This is a genomic window from uncultured Megasphaera sp. (assembly GCF_958350005.1).
In the GTDB taxonomy this organism is placed as follows: Bacteria; Bacillota; Negativicutes; order Veillonellales; family Megasphaeraceae; genus Megasphaera.
In genome coordinates this window covers 1-21,274 of the sequence record NZ_CATWFF010000016.1, presented here as the reverse complement: position 1 = coordinate 21,274, position 21,274 = coordinate 1, and the positions used below count along the sequence as shown (strand labels likewise).

At 48.3% G+C, this 21,274-nt stretch carries 21 protein-coding genes and 1 tRNA gene; 18 read left to right on the top strand and 4 right to left on the bottom strand.

All coding sequences use genetic code 11. The features are described 5' to 3' along the window. Positions 1-14 precede the first annotated feature (14 nt). From polA to Q3886_RS02010, 18 genes are all read left to right on the top strand, one after another. A complete protein-coding gene (gene polA, locus Q3886_RS02095; RefSeq protein ID WP_301859504.1) occupies positions 15-2,594 on the top strand; it encodes a DNA polymerase I in 2,580 nt (859 codons plus the stop codon). A gap of 13 nt (positions 2,595-2,607) precedes the next feature. Further along, complete coding sequence (mutM, locus tag Q3886_RS02090; protein ID WP_301859503.1) at positions 2,608-3,426, top strand: DNA-formamidopyrimidine glycosylase; 819 nt, start codon at positions 2,608-2,610, stop codon at positions 3,424-3,426. Between the two features lie 10 nt (positions 3,427-3,436). Further along, positions 3,437-4,051, top strand: a complete 615-nt coding sequence (gene coaE, locus Q3886_RS02085) for a dephospho-CoA kinase (RefSeq protein WP_301859502.1) — start codon at positions 3,437-3,439, stop codon at positions 4,049-4,051. 9 nt (positions 4,052-4,060) lie between these two features. Beyond that, on the top strand, positions 4,061-4,636 hold the full coding sequence (locus Q3886_RS02080; RefSeq protein WP_301859501.1) for a lytic transglycosylase domain-containing protein: 576 nt from the start codon (positions 4,061-4,063) through the stop codon (positions 4,634-4,636). Positions 4,637-4,643: 7 nt separating this feature from the next. Continuing rightward, positions 4,644-4,729, top strand: a tRNA-Leu gene (locus Q3886_RS02075). Between the two features lie 91 nt (positions 4,730-4,820). Continuing rightward, entirely contained in the window at positions 4,821-5,417 is a 597-nt protein-coding gene (locus Q3886_RS02070) for a hypothetical protein (protein WP_301859500.1), read from the top strand. A gap of 137 nt (positions 5,418-5,554) precedes the next feature. Beyond that, positions 5,555-6,016, top strand: coding sequence for a ribosome maturation factor RimP (rimP, locus tag Q3886_RS02065; protein ID WP_301859505.1), 462 nt, complete (start codon positions 5,555-5,557; stop codon positions 6,014-6,016). A gap of 13 nt (positions 6,017-6,029) precedes the next feature. Next, a complete protein-coding gene (gene nusA, locus Q3886_RS02060; RefSeq protein WP_301859499.1) occupies positions 6,030-7,178 on the top strand; it encodes a transcription termination factor NusA in 1,149 nt (382 codons plus the stop codon). Positions 7,179-7,187: 9 nt separating this feature from the next. Beyond that, entirely contained in the window at positions 7,188-7,448 is a 261-nt protein-coding gene (locus Q3886_RS02055) for a YlxR family protein (RefSeq protein ID WP_301859498.1), read from the top strand. Further along, a complete protein-coding gene (locus tag Q3886_RS02050) occupies positions 7,445-7,756 on the top strand; it encodes a ribosomal L7Ae/L30e/S12e/Gadd45 family protein (protein WP_301859497.1) in 312 nt (103 codons plus the stop codon). The genes Q3886_RS02055 and Q3886_RS02050 overlap by 4 nt, the downstream gene beginning before the upstream one ends. Before the next feature lie 16 nt (positions 7,757-7,772). Next, on the top strand, positions 7,773-10,289 hold the full coding sequence (infB, locus tag Q3886_RS02045; RefSeq protein WP_301859496.1) for a translation initiation factor IF-2: 2,517 nt from the start codon (positions 7,773-7,775) through the stop codon (positions 10,287-10,289). 14 nt (positions 10,290-10,303) lie between these two features. Continuing rightward, on the top strand, positions 10,304-10,651 hold the full coding sequence (gene rbfA, locus Q3886_RS02040) for a 30S ribosome-binding factor RbfA (RefSeq protein ID WP_301859495.1): 348 nt from the start codon (positions 10,304-10,306) through the stop codon (positions 10,649-10,651). Between the two features lie 5 nt (positions 10,652-10,656). Continuing rightward, positions 10,657-11,601, top strand: a complete 945-nt coding sequence (locus tag Q3886_RS02035; protein ID WP_301859494.1) for a bifunctional oligoribonuclease/PAP phosphatase NrnA — start codon at positions 10,657-10,659, stop codon at positions 11,599-11,601. Next, positions 11,598-12,479, top strand: coding sequence for a tRNA pseudouridine(55) synthase TruB (gene truB, locus Q3886_RS02030; RefSeq protein WP_301859493.1), 882 nt, complete (start codon positions 11,598-11,600; stop codon positions 12,477-12,479). Before Q3886_RS02035 ends, truB begins: the two co-directional genes overlap by 4 nt. Positions 12,480-12,490: 11 nt before the next feature. Further along, entirely contained in the window at positions 12,491-13,414 is a 924-nt protein-coding gene (locus Q3886_RS02025; RefSeq protein WP_301859492.1) for a bifunctional riboflavin kinase/FAD synthetase, read from the top strand. A gap of 106 nt (positions 13,415-13,520) precedes the next feature. Further along, positions 13,521-14,708, top strand: a complete 1,188-nt coding sequence (locus Q3886_RS02020) for a PLP-dependent aminotransferase family protein (RefSeq protein WP_301859491.1) — start codon at positions 13,521-13,523, stop codon at positions 14,706-14,708. Between the two features lie 267 nt (positions 14,709-14,975). Further along, complete coding sequence (locus tag Q3886_RS02015; RefSeq protein ID WP_301859490.1) at positions 14,976-15,794, top strand: transketolase; 819 nt, start codon at positions 14,976-14,978, stop codon at positions 15,792-15,794. Then, positions 15,794-16,735 (top strand): transketolase family protein, encoded by a 942-nt coding sequence (locus Q3886_RS02010; protein ID WP_301859489.1) that lies wholly within the window; start codon positions 15,794-15,796, stop codon positions 16,733-16,735. The genes Q3886_RS02015 and Q3886_RS02010 overlap by 1 nt, the downstream gene beginning before the upstream one ends. Before the next feature lie 62 nt (positions 16,736-16,797). Here the strand turns inward: Q3886_RS02010 and Q3886_RS02005 are convergent, their stop codons facing one another. The 4 genes from Q3886_RS02005 to Q3886_RS01990 all read right to left on the bottom strand — a co-directional run bounded on the left by Q3886_RS02005 (position 16,798) and on the right by Q3886_RS01990 (position 21,241). Further along, positions 16,798-17,691: a DMT family transporter gene (locus tag Q3886_RS02005; RefSeq protein ID WP_301859488.1), complete on the bottom strand. Its 894-nt coding sequence runs from the start codon at positions 17,689-17,691 to the stop codon at positions 16,798-16,800. Between the two features lie 102 nt (positions 17,692-17,793). Continuing rightward, a complete protein-coding gene (locus Q3886_RS02000) occupies positions 17,794-18,519 on the bottom strand; it encodes an NAD-dependent protein deacylase (RefSeq protein WP_301859487.1) in 726 nt (241 codons plus the stop codon). 15 nt (positions 18,520-18,534) lie between these two features. Then, entirely contained in the window at positions 18,535-19,026 is a 492-nt protein-coding gene (locus Q3886_RS01995) for an HD domain-containing protein (RefSeq protein ID WP_301859486.1), read from the bottom strand. 481 nt (positions 19,027-19,507) lie between these two features. Beyond that, positions 19,508-21,241 (bottom strand): IS1634 family transposase, encoded by a 1,734-nt coding sequence (locus Q3886_RS01990; RefSeq protein WP_301859485.1) that lies wholly within the window; start codon positions 21,239-21,241, stop codon positions 19,508-19,510. Between the last annotated feature and the right edge of the window lie 33 nt (positions 21,242-21,274).

Genomic DNA, 21,274 nt, shown 5'->3' with positions numbered 1-21,274 from the left:
ATAGGGAGGTTGCCATGAAAGAACGAATCGTAATTATCGATGGCAGCAGCCTGTTATATCGAGCTTTTTACGCTATTCCTGGGCTGACCGACAGCCAGGGACGGCCGACTAATGCCGTATATGGTTTTCTGACGATGCTTTTGAAGTTATATGAACAGCTGGATCCGCAGTATGTGGCTGTAGCCTTTGACAAGGATAAACATACATTCCGCAACGATTTGTTTGACGGATATAAGGCGACCCGCAAGCCTGCACCAGATGAGCTGCGTCCTCAGTTCTCTATGATACGGGACGTACTGAGCTGCCTGGGTATTCATGTGCTGGAACTGGAAGGGTACGAAGGCGATGATATTATTGGCACCATTGCCCGCCAGGCCGAACAGCGGGATCTGGACGTGGCCGTTGTTACAGGGGACCGCGATGCGCTCCAGCTGGTTGACGATGCCGTAACGGTTTATTTGACGAAAAAAGGCATTACAAACATGCTGGCTGTAACGCCGTCGGTCATGGAGGAGGAATATGGCTATTTACCTGATCAGGTCATTGAAATGAAGGCCCTTATGGGGGATACGGCAGATAATATTCCCGGTGTGCCCGGTGTAGGCGAAAAGACGGCCCTTAAACTGATTACCCAGTTTGGGTCGGTCCAGGGCATATATGAACATCTGGACGCCGTAAAAGGGAAAAAACTGCAGGAAAAGCTGGTGGCTCATAAGGATCAGGCTATGTTGTCGAAAACGCTGGCTACGATTCGCTGCGATGTGCCCATTTCCTGTTCTATGGATATGTTCCTGCCTAAACCGCGGGAAGAAGAAGTGGCAGATCTATTCCGGACGCTGGGTTTTAAAAAGCTGCTGCTAAAATTTGCTGCCTTTGACCGCTTTTCGTCGCTGGCTGACAGCGAGCCTGCAGCGTCGCTGCCGGTAAAATCGTGTGAAGAACTGCCGCCGTCAGCGCTGGCCGGGCAGTGTGTGGCTGCTGAATGCCTGTATGACCATGCGGTGCCGGCGCCACAGGTTCGCATTCTGACCATTGCGACGGAACAGGGCGTACTCATCGTGCCGTCAGCACAGTGGCCGGATTATTTTGCCGCCCTTGCTCAGGCAGACAGGATTATCACTTCTGACGGCAAGTCACTGGCCAAAGTCATCATGACCTATACGAAAACACGGCCTGTATTGGAAGACGTCATGCTGGCGGCGTATGTACTGGATCCGACGCGGACGTCCTATGGACTGACCTATGTATCGGAACGGTTTGATCTGCCTTTTCAGGAACATACGGAAACAGATGAGAATCGTACGGCCAGTGCGGCCTGGTTTTTATATGCCCTCTGGCCCCGTGTAGAAAAAGAACTTCATCGTGCTGATGTATGGAAGCTGTATGAAACGATAGAATGCCCATTACTGCATACGCTGGCTGTTATGGAAATGAATGGTTTTGCTGTCGATAAAACACAGCTGGTGGCGATGCAGCAGGACCTTTCCCGGGAAGCCGATGCGTTGGAAGAAGCAATTTATGATGACGCCGGAGAAACGTTTAATATTAACTCGACGAAGCAGCTTGGCGTCATTTTATTTGAAAAACTGGGACTGCCGGTCATTAAGAAGACCAAGACTGGCTATTCGACCGATTCGTCTGTGCTGGAAGCCCTGGCAGATCAGCATCCCATGATTTCCAAGATCCTGCAGTTTCGGGCATTAAAAAAACTGATTTCTACCTATCTTGATGGTCTGGAACCTCTTATTTCTCCGCAAACCGGGCGCATTTACACTTCATTTAATCAGATGGTTACGGCTACAGGCCGCCTGAGCAGTTCTGACCCGAATTTACAGAACATTCCTGTCCGTACGGAACAGGGCCGTAAGATACGGTCGTTTTTCGTGCCTGGAAAAGGGTATGACTACATCGTATCCGGTGACTATTCACAGATTGAACTGCGACTGTTAGCCCATTTGTCCCAGGATCCGACTATGATCGACGGGTTCCGGAAGAATCAGGATATTCACCGCCGTACGGCATCGGAAGTATTCGGCATTCCCTGGGAAGACGTCACGCCGGAACAGCGGTCTCATGCCAAAGCCGTCAATTTTGGCATTATTTACGGTATCAGCGACTTTGGCCTGGCCCGGAATATATCTATTACCCGCCAGCAAGCCAAAGCATATATTGAATCGTATTTTGCGCGGTACAGTACCATTCATGCCTACATGGAAGGACTCATTGAAGAAGCACGCCGAACTGGTGTAGCCAAAACCATGTTTGGACGGATTCGTGCCCTTGCCGATATTAACAGCAAAAACTTTACCCGCCGTTCCTTTGCTGAACGGACAGCCATGAATACGCCCATTCAGGGCAGTGCTGCCGACATCATCAAGATGGCTATGAATGCCGTACAGGATGAGCTGGAAAAACGGCAGCTTAAAAGCCATCTTCTCGTGCAGGTACACGATGAACTGGTGCTGGAAGTGCCGGCCCAGGAAAAAGAAGAAGTGGAACAGCTGCTGAAACAGACGATGGAACACATTGTAACCCTGTCTGTGCCGTTAGTCGTCGATATTCATGACGGCAAAAACTGGGAAGAAGCAAAATAGAGGTGATGGGCATATGCCGGAATTGCCGGAAGTCGAAACAATTCGCCAGTATGTGGAACAGCATAGTGCTGGCAAAACCATAGAAACTGTGCGGCTGCTGTTGCCGCGGCTGGTCAAAAATGCATCGCCAGAGACACTCATACGCACGTTGACTGGTGTGACTATTGAAAACGTAAGCCGGAAGGGAAAATACCTGTTTCTGCATGTCAGCGGCAATACGGGACTGCTCATTCATCTGCGCATGACCGGCAGTCTTCTGTATCAGGAACAGTATGAACCGGTCCGAGGGGAGCAGATCATTTTTTCCCTGAATGAAGGCTGTCTGATTTATCGTGATATTCGTACGCTGGGATGCCTGTGGCTCGTACCTGCCCAGGGAGCTACAGGCATATCCGGGTATGATACACTGGGCCCTGACGGCAATAGTCCGGCCTTTACGGAAGCGTATTTGCGCGATGCCCTGGCCAAGACGAAACGCAGCGTAAAGACTTTTCTGCTCGATCAGACTCGTGTAGCCGGTTTGGGGAATATTTATACCGACGAGGCCCTGTTTCATGCACATATTCTCCCGCAGCGGCCATGTTGTCAGATCAGCCCTGCTGAATGTCATCAATTGTATGAAGCCATTGGCATGGTACTGAACCAGGGCCTTCGCCATGGCGGGACGACTATTCGCAATTTTATCAACGGCAGCGGCAAAGAAGGAGAAAATCAGAAGTTTTTATGCGTATACGGCCGGGAAGGACTGCCATGCCGTACCTGTGGAACGGTCATTGCCTATACAAAACTGGGCGGCCGGGGAACGCATTATTGTCCCCATTGTCAGAAATAAGGAGGAGTCTATGTATACGATTGGATTAACTGGCGGTATTGCGTCAGGAAAGAGCACCGTTGTTTCCATGCTGCAGAAGGAGTACCATGCGCCGGTTATTGACTGTGATATACTGGCCAGGGAAGTCGTCGTTCCCGGCTCAGCAGGTCTGGCTGCTGTCGTGCAGGCTTTTGGCGACCGTACGCTGCTGCCTGATGGCACCATGGATCGCCGGTATATTGGCAATCTTGTCTTTGCGGACAAGCAGCGCAAAGCAGAGCTGGAAGCGATTTTATTTCCCTTTATTCACCAGCGCATTGATGAAGAAATTATTCGATTTCGGGATATTCACAAAGAAAAAATAATTTTCCTTGACATGCCCCTGCTGTTTGAGGTAAAATACCACTTGTATGTTGATGAAACATGGCTTGTCTATGTAGATTCCAAAACACAGCTGACACGTTTAATGCAGCGAAATCACTTTACAGAGCAAGAAGCTCTGAATCGGATTCACGCGCAGCTTCCTATTGAGGAAAAACGTTCGCTGGCCCAGGTTATCATTGATAACACCGGTTCGTTGGAGGATACGAAAAGACAAGTACGGGTTCAGTGGGAACAGCTTTTAGCCCGCGTGGACAACCAGTAGGAGAAGGCGTTGAGACGTAAGGCAAATACGAGAGGAAAACTTATTATAGCAGTATTGGCATTATGTTTTGCTGTATCGTATTTTTCGTCATGGAAAGACGATGTACTGCGAAAATTTGTGTATCCCCTTCAGTATGATTATCTGGTACGGCAATATTCCTATGAAGATGGCGTCAGTCCGGCATTGGTTGCCTCTGTCATTCTGGTAGAGAGCAAATTCAATGAAACGGCTTCGTCTCATGTAGGAGCCTATGGGCTGATGCAGATTATGCCGGATACGGCAGAATGGATTGCCGATAAGATGAATCTGACAGAATTTACGCCAGATCAGCTCAACGATGTACAGACCAATATCCGCATGGGTACATGGTACCTGGCGTATTTGCTCAAAGAGTACGATGGCAATAAGATATTGGCCCTGGCTGCGTATAATGCCGGCCGCGGACATGTGGACTCCTGGATGGAAACGTATGGCTGGAAAAAAGATTTTTCAGAAATTGAAAAAATACCCTTTACAGAAACCCGTGAGTATGTTAGAATAGTCTTGTTGAACGAACAGAAATATCGTCAACTATACAGGTTCTAGTGATTATGCGGTTGTGGCGGAATGGCAGACGCGCTGTCTTCAGGCGGCAGTAATCTTTCGATTGTGTGGGTTCAACTCCCACCAACCGCACCAAATTTTTTCTATGGATAGTGCATTGATTGAAACATTCAAACAATGGAATATCGCATCTGTTCTCCCACTTAAGGTGGGAGATTTTCAGTTATTGACAGAATATCGCATGGCCGGGAAAAAAGAAGCTCCTGAATTTTTGCTGTTTTCTTATTTTAACAGCAAAAACAGCTGGTCTGTGCGGGCTGTGTTTAACCCTGAATCTGAAGAATTTGCTGTACGAACCGATATTGGCATGCTGGAATTTGCGCTGATTGAATTCATTACCAGTGACTGGGATATGTTTCGGCACATGGTAGAAGAACGGCTTGCCCGGCTTATTCGCGATTGCTATGATGAACGGAGCCGTAATTTCAGTGTCATTCTTAAGGAGAAAGGCGTTCCCAGCGTGGAATGGGATTCGTTTCTGCCGGCAGCCTATAAAGGGCTGCAATGCCTGATCCGGCCGACAGAGGCCGTTCGTATTATTAACGGATCGTACATGATCTTATCATACTACAGTACAGAGACAAAGAGCGGCTTATCCGTTATGTACAATGTGCTGCGGGATGATTTTTTTGCAGAACGACGTATTCATAATTTTCCGAATCTGGTTCATGAATTTGACTGTTCGTCCCTGCAGGAGCTGCAGCGGGCGCTGCGAAAGTCTCTTCTTCCTGTACTGGATACGATCGCTGCAGATATGGCCTGATGTACTGCGTCGGCGTTGTCATGAACAGCGCACCGTGGTATACTAAGTATAAAAGAATGCTTTTTTTGTTAAGAGTGGGTGTAAGCCCACTCTTAACTTTTACCTATACTATTTTGAAAAGGATAGCAGGTGAGATGATGAGACGTGAACAGATTGAAGAACTGATTTCCAATGAAGTGGAGAAAATTATTGACGGTACGCCAATGGAGCTGGTCGACGTCGAATATATTCGTGAAAAAAACTGGTATTTGCGCGTATATATCGACAAAGAAGGCGGCGTTGACCTGGAAGACTGTCAGCATGTGAGTCAGGAACTGAGCCGTGTACTGGATGCGGACGATCCGATTCCGGATAATTATTTACTGGAAGTATCGTCTCCCGGTCTGGACCGTATTCTGAAGAAAGATAAAGATTTTCTGCGCTATGCCGGACGAACGGTAGATATTCATTTCTTTTCGCCTTATGAAGGCTCCAAGGATATGGTGGCGCAGCTGATACAGAAACGAGATGACGGCACATTGGCTGTCGCTGTTGACGGGCTGGAAAAGACACTGGATATGAAGAACGTTGCTCAAGTTCGCTTGCATATAGATTTTTAATGGGGGTATAAACGTGAATAAAGAACTGCTCAACGCCATTGCATTTTTGTCAAAGGAAAAAGGAGTTTCGACAGATGTCATCTGTGATTCTCTGGAAGCTGTACTGATTACAGCGTACAAGAAAGAACCAGATGCCAATCCGATTGCAGATGTCGAACTGAATCGGACAACTGGAGATTACCGCATTGTTGCGGCCAAAACAGTTGTAGACGATGTGGTCAACGAGCACAGTGAAATTTCCCTTCACGATGCCCGGGCCATTAATCCGGAATATGAAGTTGGCGATATCGTCAACGTCGATGTAACGCCGGCTAATTTTGGCCGTATTGCAGCTCAGGCGGCTAAACAGGTAATGATTCAGCGTTTGCGGGAAGCAGAACGCAATATTGTATATGATGAATTTTATAACCGGACCGATGATATTATTACGGGGATTATTCAGCGTGTAGAAAACAGAAACGTCTACGTTGATTTAGGCAAAGCCGAAGCCGTTTTGCCCGTATCTGAACAGATACCGACAGAAACATATGTCCCGGGACAGCGTATTAAGTGCTATGTCGTCGAAGTTCGCAAGACGACGAAAGGTGCGCAGATCCTCGTCTCCCGTACTCATCCGGGCCTGTTGAAACGATTGTTTGAACTGGAAGTTCCGGAAATTTATGAAGGTGTGGTAGAGCTGAAATCGGTAGCCCGCGAACCGGGGCGCCGCTCTAAAATTGCCGTCTATTCCCGTGACGAAAATGTCGATTCCGTCGGCGCCTGCGTCGGTCCCAAAGGCGTGCGGGTGCAGAACATTGTAACAGAACTGCAGAATGAAAAAATCGATATTGTAAAATGGAATGAAGATCCTGCCGTATATATTGCCAATGCCCTCAGCCCGGCTCAGGTCATATCGGTAACGGTTGATGAAGCTGAAAAGTCGTCCAGTGTGGTTGTTCCTGATTACCAGCTGTCCCTGGCTATTGGCAAGGCAGGGCAAAATGCCCGGCTGGCAGCAAAGCTGACAAACTGGAAAATCGATATTAAGAGTGAAAGCCAGGCTGCAGCGCTGGCAAGTGAAGGAGCAAAAGAGGAAGAAAAGACGGCGGCCGCTCCGGATATGGACATTCTCAGTGATTTGGCCATGCCTGCTTCTGCAGAACCGGCTGAAACAGAACAGTAGGAGGGTGCCATGAAACAACGAAAAATACCGCTCCGTATTTGTGCCGGCTGTCAGGAGCAAAAAAGCAAGAAGGAAATGATTCGAATTGTCCGCACGCCGGAAGGTACTGTGGAGATCGACAAGACCGGGAAAAAATCGGGACGAGGTGTGTATATTTGCCAGAATCCGGACTGTCTGAATAAGGCATATAAAGAACACCGTCTGGAACGGTCGCTGAAGACGAAAGTATCGGAAGAAATTTATCAGGCCCTGCAGAAGGAACTGTCATGACGCAGAACGAACGTATCAGCAACCTTCTGGGGCTGGCCTGTCGGGCAGGAAAGACGATTTGCGGCGACGTCGCTGCTGAAAGTCATTTGAAAAAGCGGACAGTTCCGCTGTTGTTCCTGGCTAAAGACGGCAGTGCGCCCAGTGTGGAAAAATATCGGCGTATAGCAGAATATAAACATATTACGGTCATTGATCGTTTGACGAAAGAAGAATTGGGACATGCTCTTGGCAAGGCACAGAATGTCGTCGTCTTGCTTACAGATGCAGGGTTTGCCAAAGCGATAGAGAAAGTGGTACGAAACAACTGAATAAGGGGGTAACTAGATGACTAAAACTAAACGGGTATACGAAGCAGCGAAGGAATATGGCGTATCGGCTAAGACTGTCATCAGTATATTAGGCGAACATAATATAAAAGCCGGCAACTTTACGGGAATTGACGATTCGATGCAATCCATTCTGGATACGTCGTTTAAGAAGTCGCCAAAAGCAAAGTCGCCAAAAGCAGATGCAACAGCAGGACAAAAACATGAGACAGAAGGGAAAAGCCGTAACGTGAAAGATACTAGTACTCGCTCAAATCAGACAAGGCAGCAGAATAACAGCAAAAAGCAGCATAGTGGCAGTGACAGTCGTTCCGGTCAGACGCCGCGGAATGAACGGGGAGCCCGTAATGGTCAGAATGGGCAGGGCAGCCAGAATCGCCGCAGTCAGGGAAACCGGCGGAACGATACGGCACAGGCTGGTGCCCGCCATACGAATGATGGCCAGCAGCGTTCCCGGCAAAATGACGGGGCCAATCAGAAGCGCCAACATGAAGGCAGTACGGGAAATCAGCAGCGTACAGACAGCGGTAAGCGGACTAAATTTTTTGGCCGTTCGCAGCAGTCTGGAGATGCGAAACAGAACACAGGCCGCAATGACAATCGGAAAAACAAACGCGGTCAAAATGGGCAGAATGGCAGCGCAAAGAATAACCGGCCCCATACATTGTTGTCCAATGTGCTGAATAAGGGAAAAAATAAAAATAATCGCCGCCAGAAAAATCAGCCTGTTCAAACTGCTGCAAATGAACCGGTGAAGAAAAATTATCCGACAGAAATCGAATTGCCGGAAACGATTATTGTTAAGGATTTTGCCGAAAAGTTAGGCCGTCCCGTCAGCGAAGTCGTAAAAAAACTGTTCATGGGCGGTATTATGGCCACGATTAATCAGGAAATCGACTATGAAACGGCTTCCCTTATTGCTGATGAATTTGGCGTAACTGTCACCATGGAAGCTCCGCCGGAAGATCCGACAGAAATTGAAGAAATTATTGATCCGCCAGAATCGCTGAAAGTTCGTCCCCCTGTCGTCACGATTATGGGACATGTCGACCACGGCAAGACCAGTCTGCTCGATGCGATTCGCCAGACCAATGTTACCAGTCACGAAGCTGGCGGTATTACGCAGCACATTGGTGCGTATCAGGTTCGCTATGAAGGCAAGAAAATTACCTTTATGGATACGCCTGGCCATGAAGCCTTCACGGCTATGCGTGCCCGCGGCGCCCAGGTAACAGATATTGCCGTCCTTGTCGTAGCTGCTGATGACGGCGTCATGCCTCAGACGATTGAATCCATTAATCATGCCAAATCTGCCGGTGTGCCGATTATTGTAGCCATCAATAAAATCGACAAGGAAAGTGCAAACCCCAACCATGTCATGGAACAGCTCACGGAATATGGTCTGGTCAGTGAAGAATGGGGCGGCGATACCATTATGGTTAAAGTATCGGCTCATAAGAAAATCGGCCTCGATGACTTACTGCAGAATATTCTCGTTCTGGCTGAAGTGTCGGAATTGAAAGCAAATCCGAACCGTCCTGCTCAGGGCGTTGTCATTGAAGCGAAGCTGGATAAAGGCCGCGGCCCTGTTGCGTCTGTCCTCGTACAGAAAGGTACGCTCCATGTAGGCGATACGATCATCGTCGGTCCCTGCTTTGGGAAAGTCCGGGCCATGACCAATGAACGAGGCGAACGGGTTAAGAAGGCAGAACCGTCCTTCCCCGTCGAAATTCTTGGTTTGAACGATGTGCCGGAAGCCGGCGACATTCTGGATGTAACCGATGAAAAGACGGCCCGCAGCGTTGCGGAAAAGCGAATGGAAAAGAAACGCTCATCTGCTCTTCATGTCAATGCCAAAGTTACGCTGGATGATTTGTTCAATCAAATTCAGCAGGGCGAGCTGAAAGAACTGCCGCTGATCGTCAAAGGGGACGTACAGGGCTCTGTCGAAGCGCTGAGTCAGTCACTCTTGGGTATTAAGAGTGATGAAGTCCGTATTTCCATCGTTCATGCCGGCGTTGGTGCCATTACGGAATCGGATATTATGCTGGCATCTGCATCGAATGCCCTGATTATTGGCTTTAACGTCCGTCCTGATGCAGCAGCCCGCAAAGCAGCTGAACATGAAAATGTAGATATGCGTATGTATCGTGTTATTTACGATGCAATTAATGATGTGGAAGCGGCCATCAAAGGGATGCTTGACAAGAAATATGAAGAAAAGATTCTCGGCCGTGCCGAAGTGCGCCAGGTTATTTCCATTTCGACTGCCAAAGTTATCGTTGCCGGATCGTATGTGAAAGAAGGAAAGATTACCAGTACTTCCAAAGTGCGCCTTATCCGCAACGGCATTGTCATCCATGAAGGCCAGATCGACGGTCTGCGCCGATTCAAAGATGATGTAAAAGAAGTAGCTGCCGGATTTGAATGCGGCATTACACTGGAAAAATACCGTGATATCAAGGAAGGCGACGAAATCGAAGCTTATGAAATGGTAGAAGTAGCGCCGGAATAAAGTGAGGGGTTCATATGGGAGAATTGCGCGTTCGCAAGATACAGGAATTTATTAAGCAGGAAGTTTCCAAGATGCTGCTTCGCGAAGTAAAAGATCCCCGTCTGGGCTTTGTTACCGTAACAGATGCCCGGATTACAGGGGACCTGCGGGATGCTACGGTATATGTCAGCCTTTTTGGCAGTGAAGAAGAAAAGAAAAATACCATGGCAGCCCTGAAACAGGCGACTGGGTACATTCGGACCGAAGTAGGCCGCCGCCTGGGGATCCGCTATTCGCCGACGATTGTGTTTAAAGAAGATACGTCCCTGGATTATGGGATGAAAATCGATAAAATACTTCGGGATATAGAAAAAAAGGACTGACGCACATGAATAGTACAGCACAAGAGATACGTGCCGTTTTCGAACAGTACGACCATATGATGCTGACAGCTCATGTCAGTCCTGACGGAGATGCCATTGGCAGCATACTGGGGCTGTACGGCTGGCTGGCTGGGCAGGGGAAGAAGGTCATTGCCGTCATTGATGACGACATAGATGATAAGTTTTTATTCCTCCCCCATGCTGACCAGATATGTCATCCCGATGCCGTTCATGTAGATCCTTCGTGGCTGACAGTAGTACTGGATGCTACCGATTTGGGCCGTATTGGCCGCGTAGCCGGTCTGATCCCAGGCAAGGTGCTGAATATTGATCATCACATATCGAATGCGCATTTTGCTGATTGGGAGTACGTCCTTCCATCGTATGCAGCAACAGGCGAAATTTTGACTGCTTTATTTCAGGAATGGCAGGCACATATCGATCCTGCCATGGCAGATTCCCTGTATATGGCCATTGCTACGGACTGCGGCTTTTTCAAATTCAGCAATACGACAGGACATACTCTGCGCATGGCTGCACAGCTGGTAGACGCCGGAGCACGGCCCAACATCATATCTGAACACTTGGAGGCACAGCCGTTAGTTAAGCTGCGGGCTCTGTCTGAAGTACTGCGCCATATTGAACTTTTTGGCGATAATACCGTAGCCGGACTGGCTTTTTCTCCGGAGCTGCTGAAATATACAGGAGAGCATACGGGCACGTATATCGATTATATTCGCACAATTCAGGGCGTTGACGTGGCCTTTACTGTCAAGTATGTCCGGGAAGCGGAAACGCGGGTAAGCCTGCGGTCTAAAACGGTAGATGTCAACGCCATTGCCGGTGTATTCGGCGGCGGCGGTCACGTGCGGGCAGCAGGCTGTACGATTGCCAGACCGCTGCAGGATGCAAAAAATATGGTAGTGAAGGAAATTTTAAAAGCCTTATGATAAACGGAATTGTCAATGTTTTAAAAGCCACTGGCATGTCCAGCCATGACGTCATTGGCTGTATGCGCCGCATTTATGGCATGAAAAAAGTAGGCCATGCCGGTACGCTGGATCCGTTGGCAGCCGGTGTGCTGCCTGTCTATTTGGGGCAGGCAACCCGGCTGATTGAATATGGAGACAGCAGTGTGAAAACCTATCATGCTGAATTCAGGCTGGGACTGGCTACGGATACGGAAGACTGTACGGGCCATGTCGTTTCCACTGTGCCAGTTCCCGACCTGACCTTTGATGCTGTGCAGCAGGCCCTGACGTCTTTCTGCGGCACTATCGAACAGCTGCCGTCCCGGTATTCGGCCATTAATATCAATGGCGTAAAAGCATATAAACTGGCCAGGCAGAATGCTGATTTCACCCTTCCTGGGCGGCAGGTTACCATTCATCACGCCAGGCTGCTGCGATATGAACAGGGCTGTGGTACCATTGCCGTTACCTGTTCTCAGGGGACGTATATTCGTTCTCTCATTCGCGATCTTGGCGAAGCGCTGGGAACCTGTGCCTGTATGACCTATCTTGTCCGTACGCAGGCCGGGCTTTTTGATATTGATCAGGCTGCGACGCTGGAAGAACTGGAACAGCAGCCAGCGGCATATATTCTGCCCGCTGATGCAGCAATACAGGATATGCCCAGAGCAACCTGCAGTGATGCCCAATGTTCGGCCCTGCTTCAGGGACGGGCTGTGCCGTATGCCGGAAAGGGCCGCCGTCATCATGATGTGCTGCGTATTTATACGCGACAGGGCATGTTGGCAGGTATTGCCCGCTTCGATGAAGAACATCATGTCCTTCGGCCGCATAAAATGTTTGCCCAGGTATTGTGAGGTAATAACAGATGGAAGTATTTCGTTCATTTCAGGAAATAACTGGCTGCCACAATTCTGTCGTGGCGTTAGGTACGTTTGACGGCGTACATCTGGGGCATCAGAAAGTGATGCGGACGGCCATTGAGAAAGCACGGGAATGTGGCGGAACATCTGTTGTCGTTACGTTTGATGCCCATCCTTTCTCTGTCCTGTGCCCGGAAAAAGAACCGGCCCGTCTGTCTACGGCAGAACAGAAAATACAGTATATTGCCGCTGTCGGCATTGATGTGCTGGTGCTGCTCCCTATGAGCCGGCATCTCCTCAATGAGTCGCCAGATGCATTTTGTCAGCAGCTGCTGACCTATCTTCATCCGTCAGCCATTGTGGTCGGTGCTAATTTTACATATGGAGCCAAGGCTGCTGGAAATACAGCGTCCCTGACGGCCTTTATGGAATCCTATCAGGTTCCCGTTATGGTGCTGACCTTGCTGGAGCGGCCAGGCAGAGCGACGCCTATTAGCAGTACCGTCATTCGCCGTCTTATTGCCATGGGGCATATGGAAACCGCAGAAGCACTGCTGGGCCGGCCTTATGCCCTGTGGGGACCTGTCGTTCAGGGAGATCAGCGGGGCCGGTGCATTGGCTTTCCGACAGCGAACATGCTGATTCCCGCACAAATGGCCATGCCGCCAGATGGCGTCTATGTAACCGAAGTTCTCTGGCAGGGACAGCGTCTTCCGGCAATGACCAATATTGGTGCCAATCCCACCTTTGAGCGGCAGTATCGGCGCATTGAAACGCATATCATTAATTGGAAAGGTGATATATACGGGGAGGAGATTACTCTTCTCTTCCGCAAACGGATTCGTCCGGAAGTTCGGTTTGACAGCGTCGAAGAACTGATTGCGCAGATGAAAAAGGATGAACACATAGCGCTGCAGTTTCTAATCTAATTCTAATTTTATACGAATTGTACAAAAGTAATGCTGATGATATAATAAAAGCATAGGGAATAGGGGACAATTCGTTACAAATGCGATAGGATTAGGAGTGATGGCTATGAAATTTTCAGATGTTGCTGCAGGATTAAAGGCTTCGGAAATTCGTGAAATACTTAAGCTGACGATCCAGCCGGAAGTCATTTCCTTTGCCGGCGGACTGCCGGCGCCGGAATTATTCCCGCTGGAAGAAATGAAAAAAGTCGATGTTGAGATCCTGAATAAGGAAGGAAAGCAGGCTGTACAGTACGGGACGACAGAAGGCTATCTGCCTTTGCGTGAAAAAATTGCTGGCCGTATGAAAAAGGCTTTTCAGGCGGACTGTACAGCAGATGAAATTCTGATTACTTCCGGATCGCAGCAGGGCCTGTCCATGCTGGCTCAGATTTTTCTCAACAAAGGCGACATCGTTTTAGTAGAAAGTCCTACGTATTTAGGTGCCATTACGGCCTTTGGCCTGTGTGGCCCGCAGTTCATTGAAGTTCCTACGGATGACAAGGGCATTATTATTGAGGAACTGAAAAAGATTCTGGCTGAATATGGCGATCGGGTGCGCATGATGTATGTCATTCCGGAATTCCAGAATCCAACAGGAATTACGTGGCCGCTGGAACGGCGCAAAGCGTTTATGGAGGTTGTCAGCCAATATGATTTCCCTGTTCTGGAAGACGATCCTTATGGCGAGCTCCGCTACGATGGGGAAGCCGTTCCATCCCTGAAGTCCATGGACACGAAGGGCAATGTCATCTTCCTCGGTTCTTTCTCCAAGATTTTTATGCCTGGTCTTCGCGTTGCCTGGATGGTAGCAGATCCGGAGATTATTCATAAGGCGGTCATGTTAAAGCAGGCACTGGATCTGCAGTCTTCCTCTTTTGCGCAGCGTCAGGCATCATATTATATGGATATGTACGATTTAGATGCACACGTAGATACAATCAAGGCTCTGTATGCTAAACGGCGTAATTTGATGTGCGACTGTATGAAGCAGTATTTCCCGGAAAACGTTACCTTTACCTATCCGGAAGGCGGATTGTTTACGTGGGTTACCCTTCCGGAAGGGATAGATGCCAAAGCTATGATGCCCAAAGTCGTGGCTAAGAAAGTGGCGTACGTTCCTGGCGGCCCGTTCTATCCGAACGGCGGCAATGCCAACCATTTCCGTCTCAATTATTCCAATATGCCGGAAGAACGAATTATTGAAGGTGTCAAGCGTTTAGCCGATGTATTGAAAGAAGAACTGAGTACATAACACCTGTAAAGAGCATGATAGAGTCTGCGTGCTGAAAGGACTGTATCATGCTTTTTTCTGCATCTTTCCTGATGCACTCTATTTTGCATACATATACTTTTACAGCATATTCTGTTTGACTTAAATATATAATCATTGTAAAATAAATGTAGATATTTTTCTTTGTTCGCAAAACGCATTCGTATCAGAGCGGGCTGAATGGTGGTGATACGGTGCGTTTTTTCTGTGACAGAGAACGAGTTCGTGTAGTAGGAGGCCGTAGTGACGATGAAACAGCTTGAGCAGTTATGCCGACAAGTACGTAGAGATGTCGTGCAATCAATTTATCTGGCTGAATCGGGGCATCCCGGCAGTTCCCTGTCGGCTGTAGAAATCCTTGTGACCTTATATTTTACAGACTTACTGCAATGCCGGCCTCAGGAGCCGAAGTGTCCGCAGCGAGATCGTTTTATTTTGTCAAAAGGCCATGCTGCACCAGCCTATTACAGCGTGTTGGCCCATAAGGGATTCTTTTCAACAGCGCTGCTGCCGACGCTGCGTTCTCTGGGCAGTCCGCTGCAGGGACATCCCAATATGGAAAAACTGCCCTGTCTGGACTGTGCCGTCGGCTCATTGGGACAGGGACTGTCTATTGCCAACGGGATTGCCTATGCATTGAAACGACGCGGCGAAGGACAGCATGTGTTCTGTCTCATTGGGGACGGAGAACAGCAGGAAGGTCAGATCTGGGAAGCTGCAGCGTTTGCTTCTCAGCATCAGCTGGATAATGTCTGTCTTATTGTCGACTGCAATGGCATGCAGCTCGTCGATTCGCTGGCGGTCATTAAAGATATGCGGCCTTTTGATGTAAAGTGGCGCAGTTTTGGCTGGAATGTGCTGTCTGTTGATGGACATGATGTGCAGGAGTTGTATCGCGTACTGCATGAAGCCAAGGTGCATCGCGGCCAGCCGACGGTAGTCCTGGCACAGACGATAAAGGGAAAGGGCGTGTCCTATATGGAAAATCAGGCAGACTGGCACGGCACGGCCCCGAATCGGGAACAATATGATGCGGCTATGCGTGAGTTATCTCAGGAGGTGCCGTAATGGAACGAGTACCTATGCGGGATGGATATGGCGAAGCCCTGCTGGCATTGTGCCGGTTTCACGACGATGTTCTGGTCCTGGATGCTGATGTTGCCAAGTCGACTCGGACGGACTGGATCCGCAGCGCCTATCCGGAACAATATGTTAATATCGGTATTTCAGAACAGGACCTGGTCGGCACGGCAGCAGGGGTGTCTCTGACGGGCTTCGTGCCTTTTGTTTCTACGTACGGTGTCTTTTTGACTGGCCGGGCATGGGAACAAATTCGCAATACTGTAGGATATAATCGCTTGAATGTCAAATTAGGCGGCGCTCATGCCGGCATTTCTGTCGGTCCTGACGGGGCGACGCACCAGGCGCTGGAAGACGTGGCGCTTATGCGCGTTATTCCCAATATGACCGTCATTGTACCCTGTGACTATCGGGAGACTTTTAAGGCTACCATGTCCGTATATGAAGAAACAGGTCCGTCCTATATTCGCTTTAGCCGCAATCCGGTGCCGGTTATTACAGATGACCATACGCCCTTTGTCATCGGCAAGGCCTCTGTATTTCGGGAAGGGACGGACGTGACTGTTTTCGCCAATGGTGTCATGGTGTATCAGAGTTTGCAGGCAGCAGAACGACTGTCCCGTCAGGGAATATCTGTACAGGTCGTAAATGTGCATACCGTCAAGCCCCTGGATGAAGCATGTATCCTGGACTGTGCACAGAAGACAGGGGCGGTTGTAGTCTGTGAAGAACACCAGAAAATCGGCGGTCTCGGCAGTGCTGTCTGTGAAGTATTGGCGCAGCACTATTGCGTTCCCGTCGAGCTGGTAGGAATTGCCGATTGCTTTGGTGAGTCCGGCGAGCCGGAGCAGCTGCTGGAAGCCTATGGATTAGGGCCAGATCACGTCGTGCAGGCAGTGCAGCAGGTGTTGCAGCGGAAACGGAAATAAGAGCAAATACAAAAAACGAGAATGTCGTATGACGCGATATTCTCGTTTTTTTGCATATGTGGTTATTCTGTTATCTTTCGCTGCAATACAATCTGGCTGGGAATCTGAGCGGCAAAGATGCCGACAGCCATGAGCAGACAGCCTGCAATTTCCCGCAGGCTCATCCATTCGCCCAGGAGGAAAAATCCGGCGAGGGCGCTGAAAATCATTTCGAAGCTGCAGAGAAGGGATGCTTCCGTAGGCGGCACTTTGGTTTGGCCAATAATCTGCAGCGTATAGCCTACAGCACTGGATATAATGCCGCAGTATAAAATGGGCACAGCCGAAGCCATCACCGCCGCTGCCGTCAGGGTTTCACCGGCTGCAGGCATGGCCAGAAAATTAAACAGGCTGGACGCTGCAAATTGACCGATTGCCAGATGGACGCCGGAAAAATATGGTACGAACCGGTCGATGCAGAGAATATGGAAGGACCAGAAAATGACTCCAATAAGGTTCAGTACATCGCCCAGATTCATGGCTCCGCCAGTGTCGTGAAAGGCCAGTAAATACAGGCCAATGACAGCAATGATACAGCCAATGATATGGGACTGGCGCAGGGGATGATGGAGAAAAAATCCGAGAATAGGCACGGCAATAATGTATAACGATGTAATGAAGCCGGCTTTTCCGGCAGTCGTATAGATCAGGCCGATTTGCTGAAAGGTCGAGCCCAAAAACAGGAAAAATCCCAGAATAAGGCAGGCCGTTGGCAGCGTCAGCCATCTTGGACGGTCCTGGAGAGATTCGTCCTTTCCTTTCATCAGGAATATAACAGGAAGCAGCGACAGAGCTCCCAGAAGAAAGCGCAGGCCATTAAAGGCAAAAGGGCCAATCGTATCCATTCCTGTCCGCTGGGCCACGAAGGCACAGCCCCAGACCAGGGCAGTCAGTAAAAGCATGAGACGGTACTTCACAAGGCAAATCTCCTTTTTGGTAGTAGTGCGTATAACCTGTTTATTATACCATGAACTGTGTGGGAAACATAGCCGTGAAATTCCCGTCCCATGCTTTTCGGATTACGGCAGCACTACGTGGCTGAATACCTTGCCGATAGATTCATTAATAACCAGATCGGCAGAACTGTCCATGTCGGTTGAGGATTTATTGATCACGACGAGTTTGTGTCCGTTGTAGTACCGTACCAGTCCGGCTGCCGGATAGACGACAAGGGATGTGCCGCCAATGATCAGCATGTCAGCGTGGCTGATGTAGTACAGGGCCTGTTCGATAACGTCGTTGTCCAGACCTTCTTCATACAGTACAACGTCCGGTTTGATGGGACCGCCGCAGGCATCACACGTAGGAATGCCTGTAGAGTGGAGAATGTATTCGGCGTCGAATAACTTGTGGCATCGTTGACAGTAATTGCGGTGTACACTGCCGTGCAGTTCCAGTACGTTTTTGCTGCCTGCCATTTGATGCAGGCCGTCAATATTTTGCGTAATAATAGCTTTCAGTTTTCCGGCCCGTTCCAATTCTGCCAGTTTGATGTGGGCTTCATTGGGCTTAGCATCTAAACATAGCATTTTGTCGCGGTAAAACCGATAAAACTCTTCCGGGTGCTCTACGTAAAAGGTATGGCTTAAAATCGTTTCCGGCGGATATTTATACTTTTGATTGTACAGGCCGTCGACACTGCGAAAATCGGGGATACCGCTTTCTGTGGAAACGCCGGCGCCGCCAAAGAAGACGATGTTATCGGAATGACGGACCATATCTGCGAATGTATCAATTTTTGTCATAACATAGTACCTCCTTTATAAGGAAAACATAGTATTCAGCAGATAAATGCCGCTGCTGGTACGGAAAATGGTATCCCGAAACGTGCAGATAGCATCGGGCTTTAACTGGTCTTCATAGGCATTGACCAGAAAATCTGCTTCTATTAAAATCTGATAATCAGGACCATCTATTGAATGGTACGTGTGATGATGGGCAATAAGATAACATACCCGGTCGATTACCTGTGTATCATAGTTCAGGTCAGTCAGGATTTCCCGTGCCGGTGCCGGCCCTTCCAGTTCCTGATAATGGCCGCTTGTGCTGCCATATTTTTCTTCTGCCCTGTGAATGCCAATATCGTGCAGTACTGCCGCAGTGACCAGAATTTCCTGCGTCTTTGCCGGCAGATTCTCCAGACGGCCAATCAGGTCAGCAAAGGCGTATACTTTCAGGAAGTGCTGAATTCGCCGTGCATCGCCGCCGTCAAAAGCGATGGCTTTTTCGAGAAGCTGAGGAAGTTTTGACATAGATCGCATCTCCTTTCTCCTTCATTATACTACAGCCTGTTTATGATGAAAACATATAGCTCATTTTCTGTGAGTATGAGAGAAAATTGAATAAAAATTAGATACACTTGCTTCGTTCGTCATGGCTTCCCTTATGGCGGTGTATAATTTTGGAAGTATTGGACAGTGTAAAATTTTTGTGGAAAAACTTTACCTCATAAAAGTTAAGATGTTTTTGATTTCAACACTGAACAGAAGAACGAAGTACATTCTATTACCGAAACAGATAGTTCCACTCGGTTGGAAATGCCCACTCCTTTGGCAAACAAAAATTCCCACAACAACTTGACACTATCCTTTTCTGCTATTCTATTGTATTACCGCATATGATTCAGTATAATCCTATCTTTGACACTTTTGAAAATAAAAAATGCTCATAAACGCCGCAGTTATCGGCTTCATGAGCATTTTTATTTTGGCTTTAAAGTGTGCTATATTTTTTCTATTCTGTTCTTACCGTTTTTGACATTTTGATGGTGTGACGCAAGGTAGCTCTTGTCATGATTTCATAGTCCGTTCGAAATCCAAACTGTGTATGCAATTCATCCGTAAGTTGAGTTCGTGTATAGGCTGGAACATAGCCATGTAGTGCGGATAGTTTCGTTACACGCATTTGGCTTAATGTCCGTAGTATCTCAGGACACGTATAGTGGTTTCCCAATTTCTTTTCTAATAAGCGATAGATGAGAAGGCTGATATAGCAGGTTAGGAAATGCGCTTTTATACGGTCCTCCCGACGCACATACACGGGACGCGCTTCAAACTCGGACTTCATGATTCGGAAACTTTCCTCGATTTCCCAGCGCCGCTGATTAATTTTTACTACCTCCTCCGGGTTTCCCTCAATGTTGGTGATAACCGCATAGAAGCCGTCATACTGTGCTTCTTGGGCAATTCGTTTTTCATCCAGACAGTAGCTATAGTGGTGAGCGATTTCACCTGTGTCGCAGATGGCTGTCTTTTCGATAAAACGAGCTGGATCATTCGGATTTCTTCCTCGTCTCTTTTTTCCAGGAGAATCAATAATTTTTTGCGCTCGTTGAATTTGTGCTTGCCGTATCGCTCGCTGATACGCTTTATATTTAGGCGAATACGTGACAATCAAGGTTTCCTGTTCTCCTATAGGAATTTCTTTATAGAATAGGGTATGAAACATGCGGCTGTCGCTTTCGTCGATGGTGGAAATGTCGATGAAGGCCCGGGAACCGGGAATGCGGAAATACAGTGGATTCAGAGCTACATCACGGTCTTCCTGTTTCATTTTTTTCAAGGAATGGGTAATCACGTACTGCCTGTTTCCCAGACTGTTGAACTGCCGGTTGGCTTTGCTGCCCAGACCGGCATCGGAACAATAGATGAATCGATTGCAGCCGAACTGTTGGATAATTTTTGTTTCCAGTGGTTTCAGCGTTGTTTGTTCATTCTGGTTTCCCGGATACATGTCGAAGACCAGGGGAATCCCATCGGCATCCATGAATAATCCCATCGTAATAATTGGATTGGGGCGATGCTCCTTGCTCTTGCCATATTGTCGGCTGCCGTCTGGCTCCTCTATTTCGAAATAGTAGTTTGTACAGTCATAATACAGAACCGTGTGATTCCGAGGCTGAAGCGAATTTGAATTGCGATATAACTCTTCCTGAATAAAATCTGATTCTGCAGCCAGGACGGAAAGAGCGCGATACAGATTCTGAAGTGTATACATGGGTGGCTCCAATAGCGTCTGACAGAAAGTATAGCTGCTCAATTTGCTGGATGGAGAAAGAATGCGAGCAAAAATAAGGTCTGTCAGGATGGCAGTCAGATCATAGGTGTACTGATGATGTTTTTTTATTTTATGACAGATAGCGTCTAGGCGAAGTTCAAAGCAAAGACGCTGTAAGAAAAGGTACCCTACATTAAAAGATAACGTTTCCTCCTTGGGAATATAGGCAGATTGGGAAAGAGAAACAGAAATGTTTCCGGAACGCTCATTGTAGGCCTGAGTATCCTTAGCGGCTTCAGCACTGGCCCAAGCCATAAGCTTGTCTTTATTACCGCCATAGTGTTCCAGAAGAACATCGAGACGGCCTAATTTACGATAGACGCGAGAAGAGGTTTTCCCGTTGTCTTTCCGAAACGACTGCATGATATACACGCTTTTATTTTTACCTGTACCAGTGATAGCAGCATACATACCCACACCTCCTGGCACTATTATACCATATAT

Excerpts from the sequence above, each read along its gene's own strand:
- polA (WP_301859504.1), top strand. The coding sequence starts at position 15 with ATGAAAGAACGAATCGTAATTATCGATGGCAGCAGCCTGTTATATCGA.
- mutM (WP_301859503.1), top strand. The coding sequence starts at position 2,608 with ATGCCGGAATTGCCGGAAGTCGAAACAATTCGCCAGTATGTGGAACAG.
- coaE (WP_301859502.1), top strand. The coding sequence starts at position 3,437 with ATGTATACGATTGGATTAACTGGCGGTATTGCGTCAGGAAAGAGCACC.
- rimP (WP_301859505.1), top strand. The coding sequence starts at position 5,555 with ATGAGACGTGAACAGATTGAAGAACTGATTTCCAATGAAGTGGAGAAA.
- Q3886_RS02055 (WP_301859498.1), top strand. The coding sequence starts at position 7,188 with ATGAAACAACGAAAAATACCGCTCCGTATTTGTGCCGGCTGTCAGGAG.
- Q3886_RS02050 (WP_301859497.1), top strand. The coding sequence starts at position 7,445 with ATGACGCAGAACGAACGTATCAGCAACCTTCTGGGGCTGGCCTGTCGG.
- infB (WP_301859496.1), top strand. The coding sequence starts at position 7,773 with ATGACTAAAACTAAACGGGTATACGAAGCAGCGAAGGAATATGGCGTA.
- rbfA (WP_301859495.1), top strand. The coding sequence starts at position 10,304 with ATGGGAGAATTGCGCGTTCGCAAGATACAGGAATTTATTAAGCAGGAA.
- Q3886_RS02035 (WP_301859494.1), top strand. The coding sequence starts at position 10,657 with ATGAATAGTACAGCACAAGAGATACGTGCCGTTTTCGAACAGTACGAC.
- truB (WP_301859493.1), top strand. The coding sequence starts at position 11,598 with ATGATAAACGGAATTGTCAATGTTTTAAAAGCCACTGGCATGTCCAGC.
- Q3886_RS02025 (WP_301859492.1), top strand. The coding sequence starts at position 12,491 with ATGGAAGTATTTCGTTCATTTCAGGAAATAACTGGCTGCCACAATTCT.
- Q3886_RS02020 (WP_301859491.1), top strand. The coding sequence starts at position 13,521 with ATGAAATTTTCAGATGTTGCTGCAGGATTAAAGGCTTCGGAAATTCGT.
- Q3886_RS02015 (WP_301859490.1), top strand. The coding sequence starts at position 14,976 with ATGAAACAGCTTGAGCAGTTATGCCGACAAGTACGTAGAGATGTCGTG.
- Q3886_RS02010 (WP_301859489.1), top strand. The coding sequence starts at position 15,794 with ATGGAACGAGTACCTATGCGGGATGGATATGGCGAAGCCCTGCTGGCA.
- Q3886_RS02000 (WP_301859487.1), bottom strand. The coding sequence starts at position 18,519 with ATGACAAAAATTGATACATTCGCAGATATGGTCCGTCATTCCGATAAC.
- Q3886_RS01995 (WP_301859486.1), bottom strand. The coding sequence starts at position 19,026 with ATGTCAAAACTTCCTCAGCTTCTCGAAAAAGCCATCGCTTTTGACGGC.
- Q3886_RS01990 (WP_301859485.1), bottom strand. The coding sequence starts at position 21,241 with ATGTATGCTGCTATCACTGGTACAGGTAAAAATAAAAGCGTGTATATC.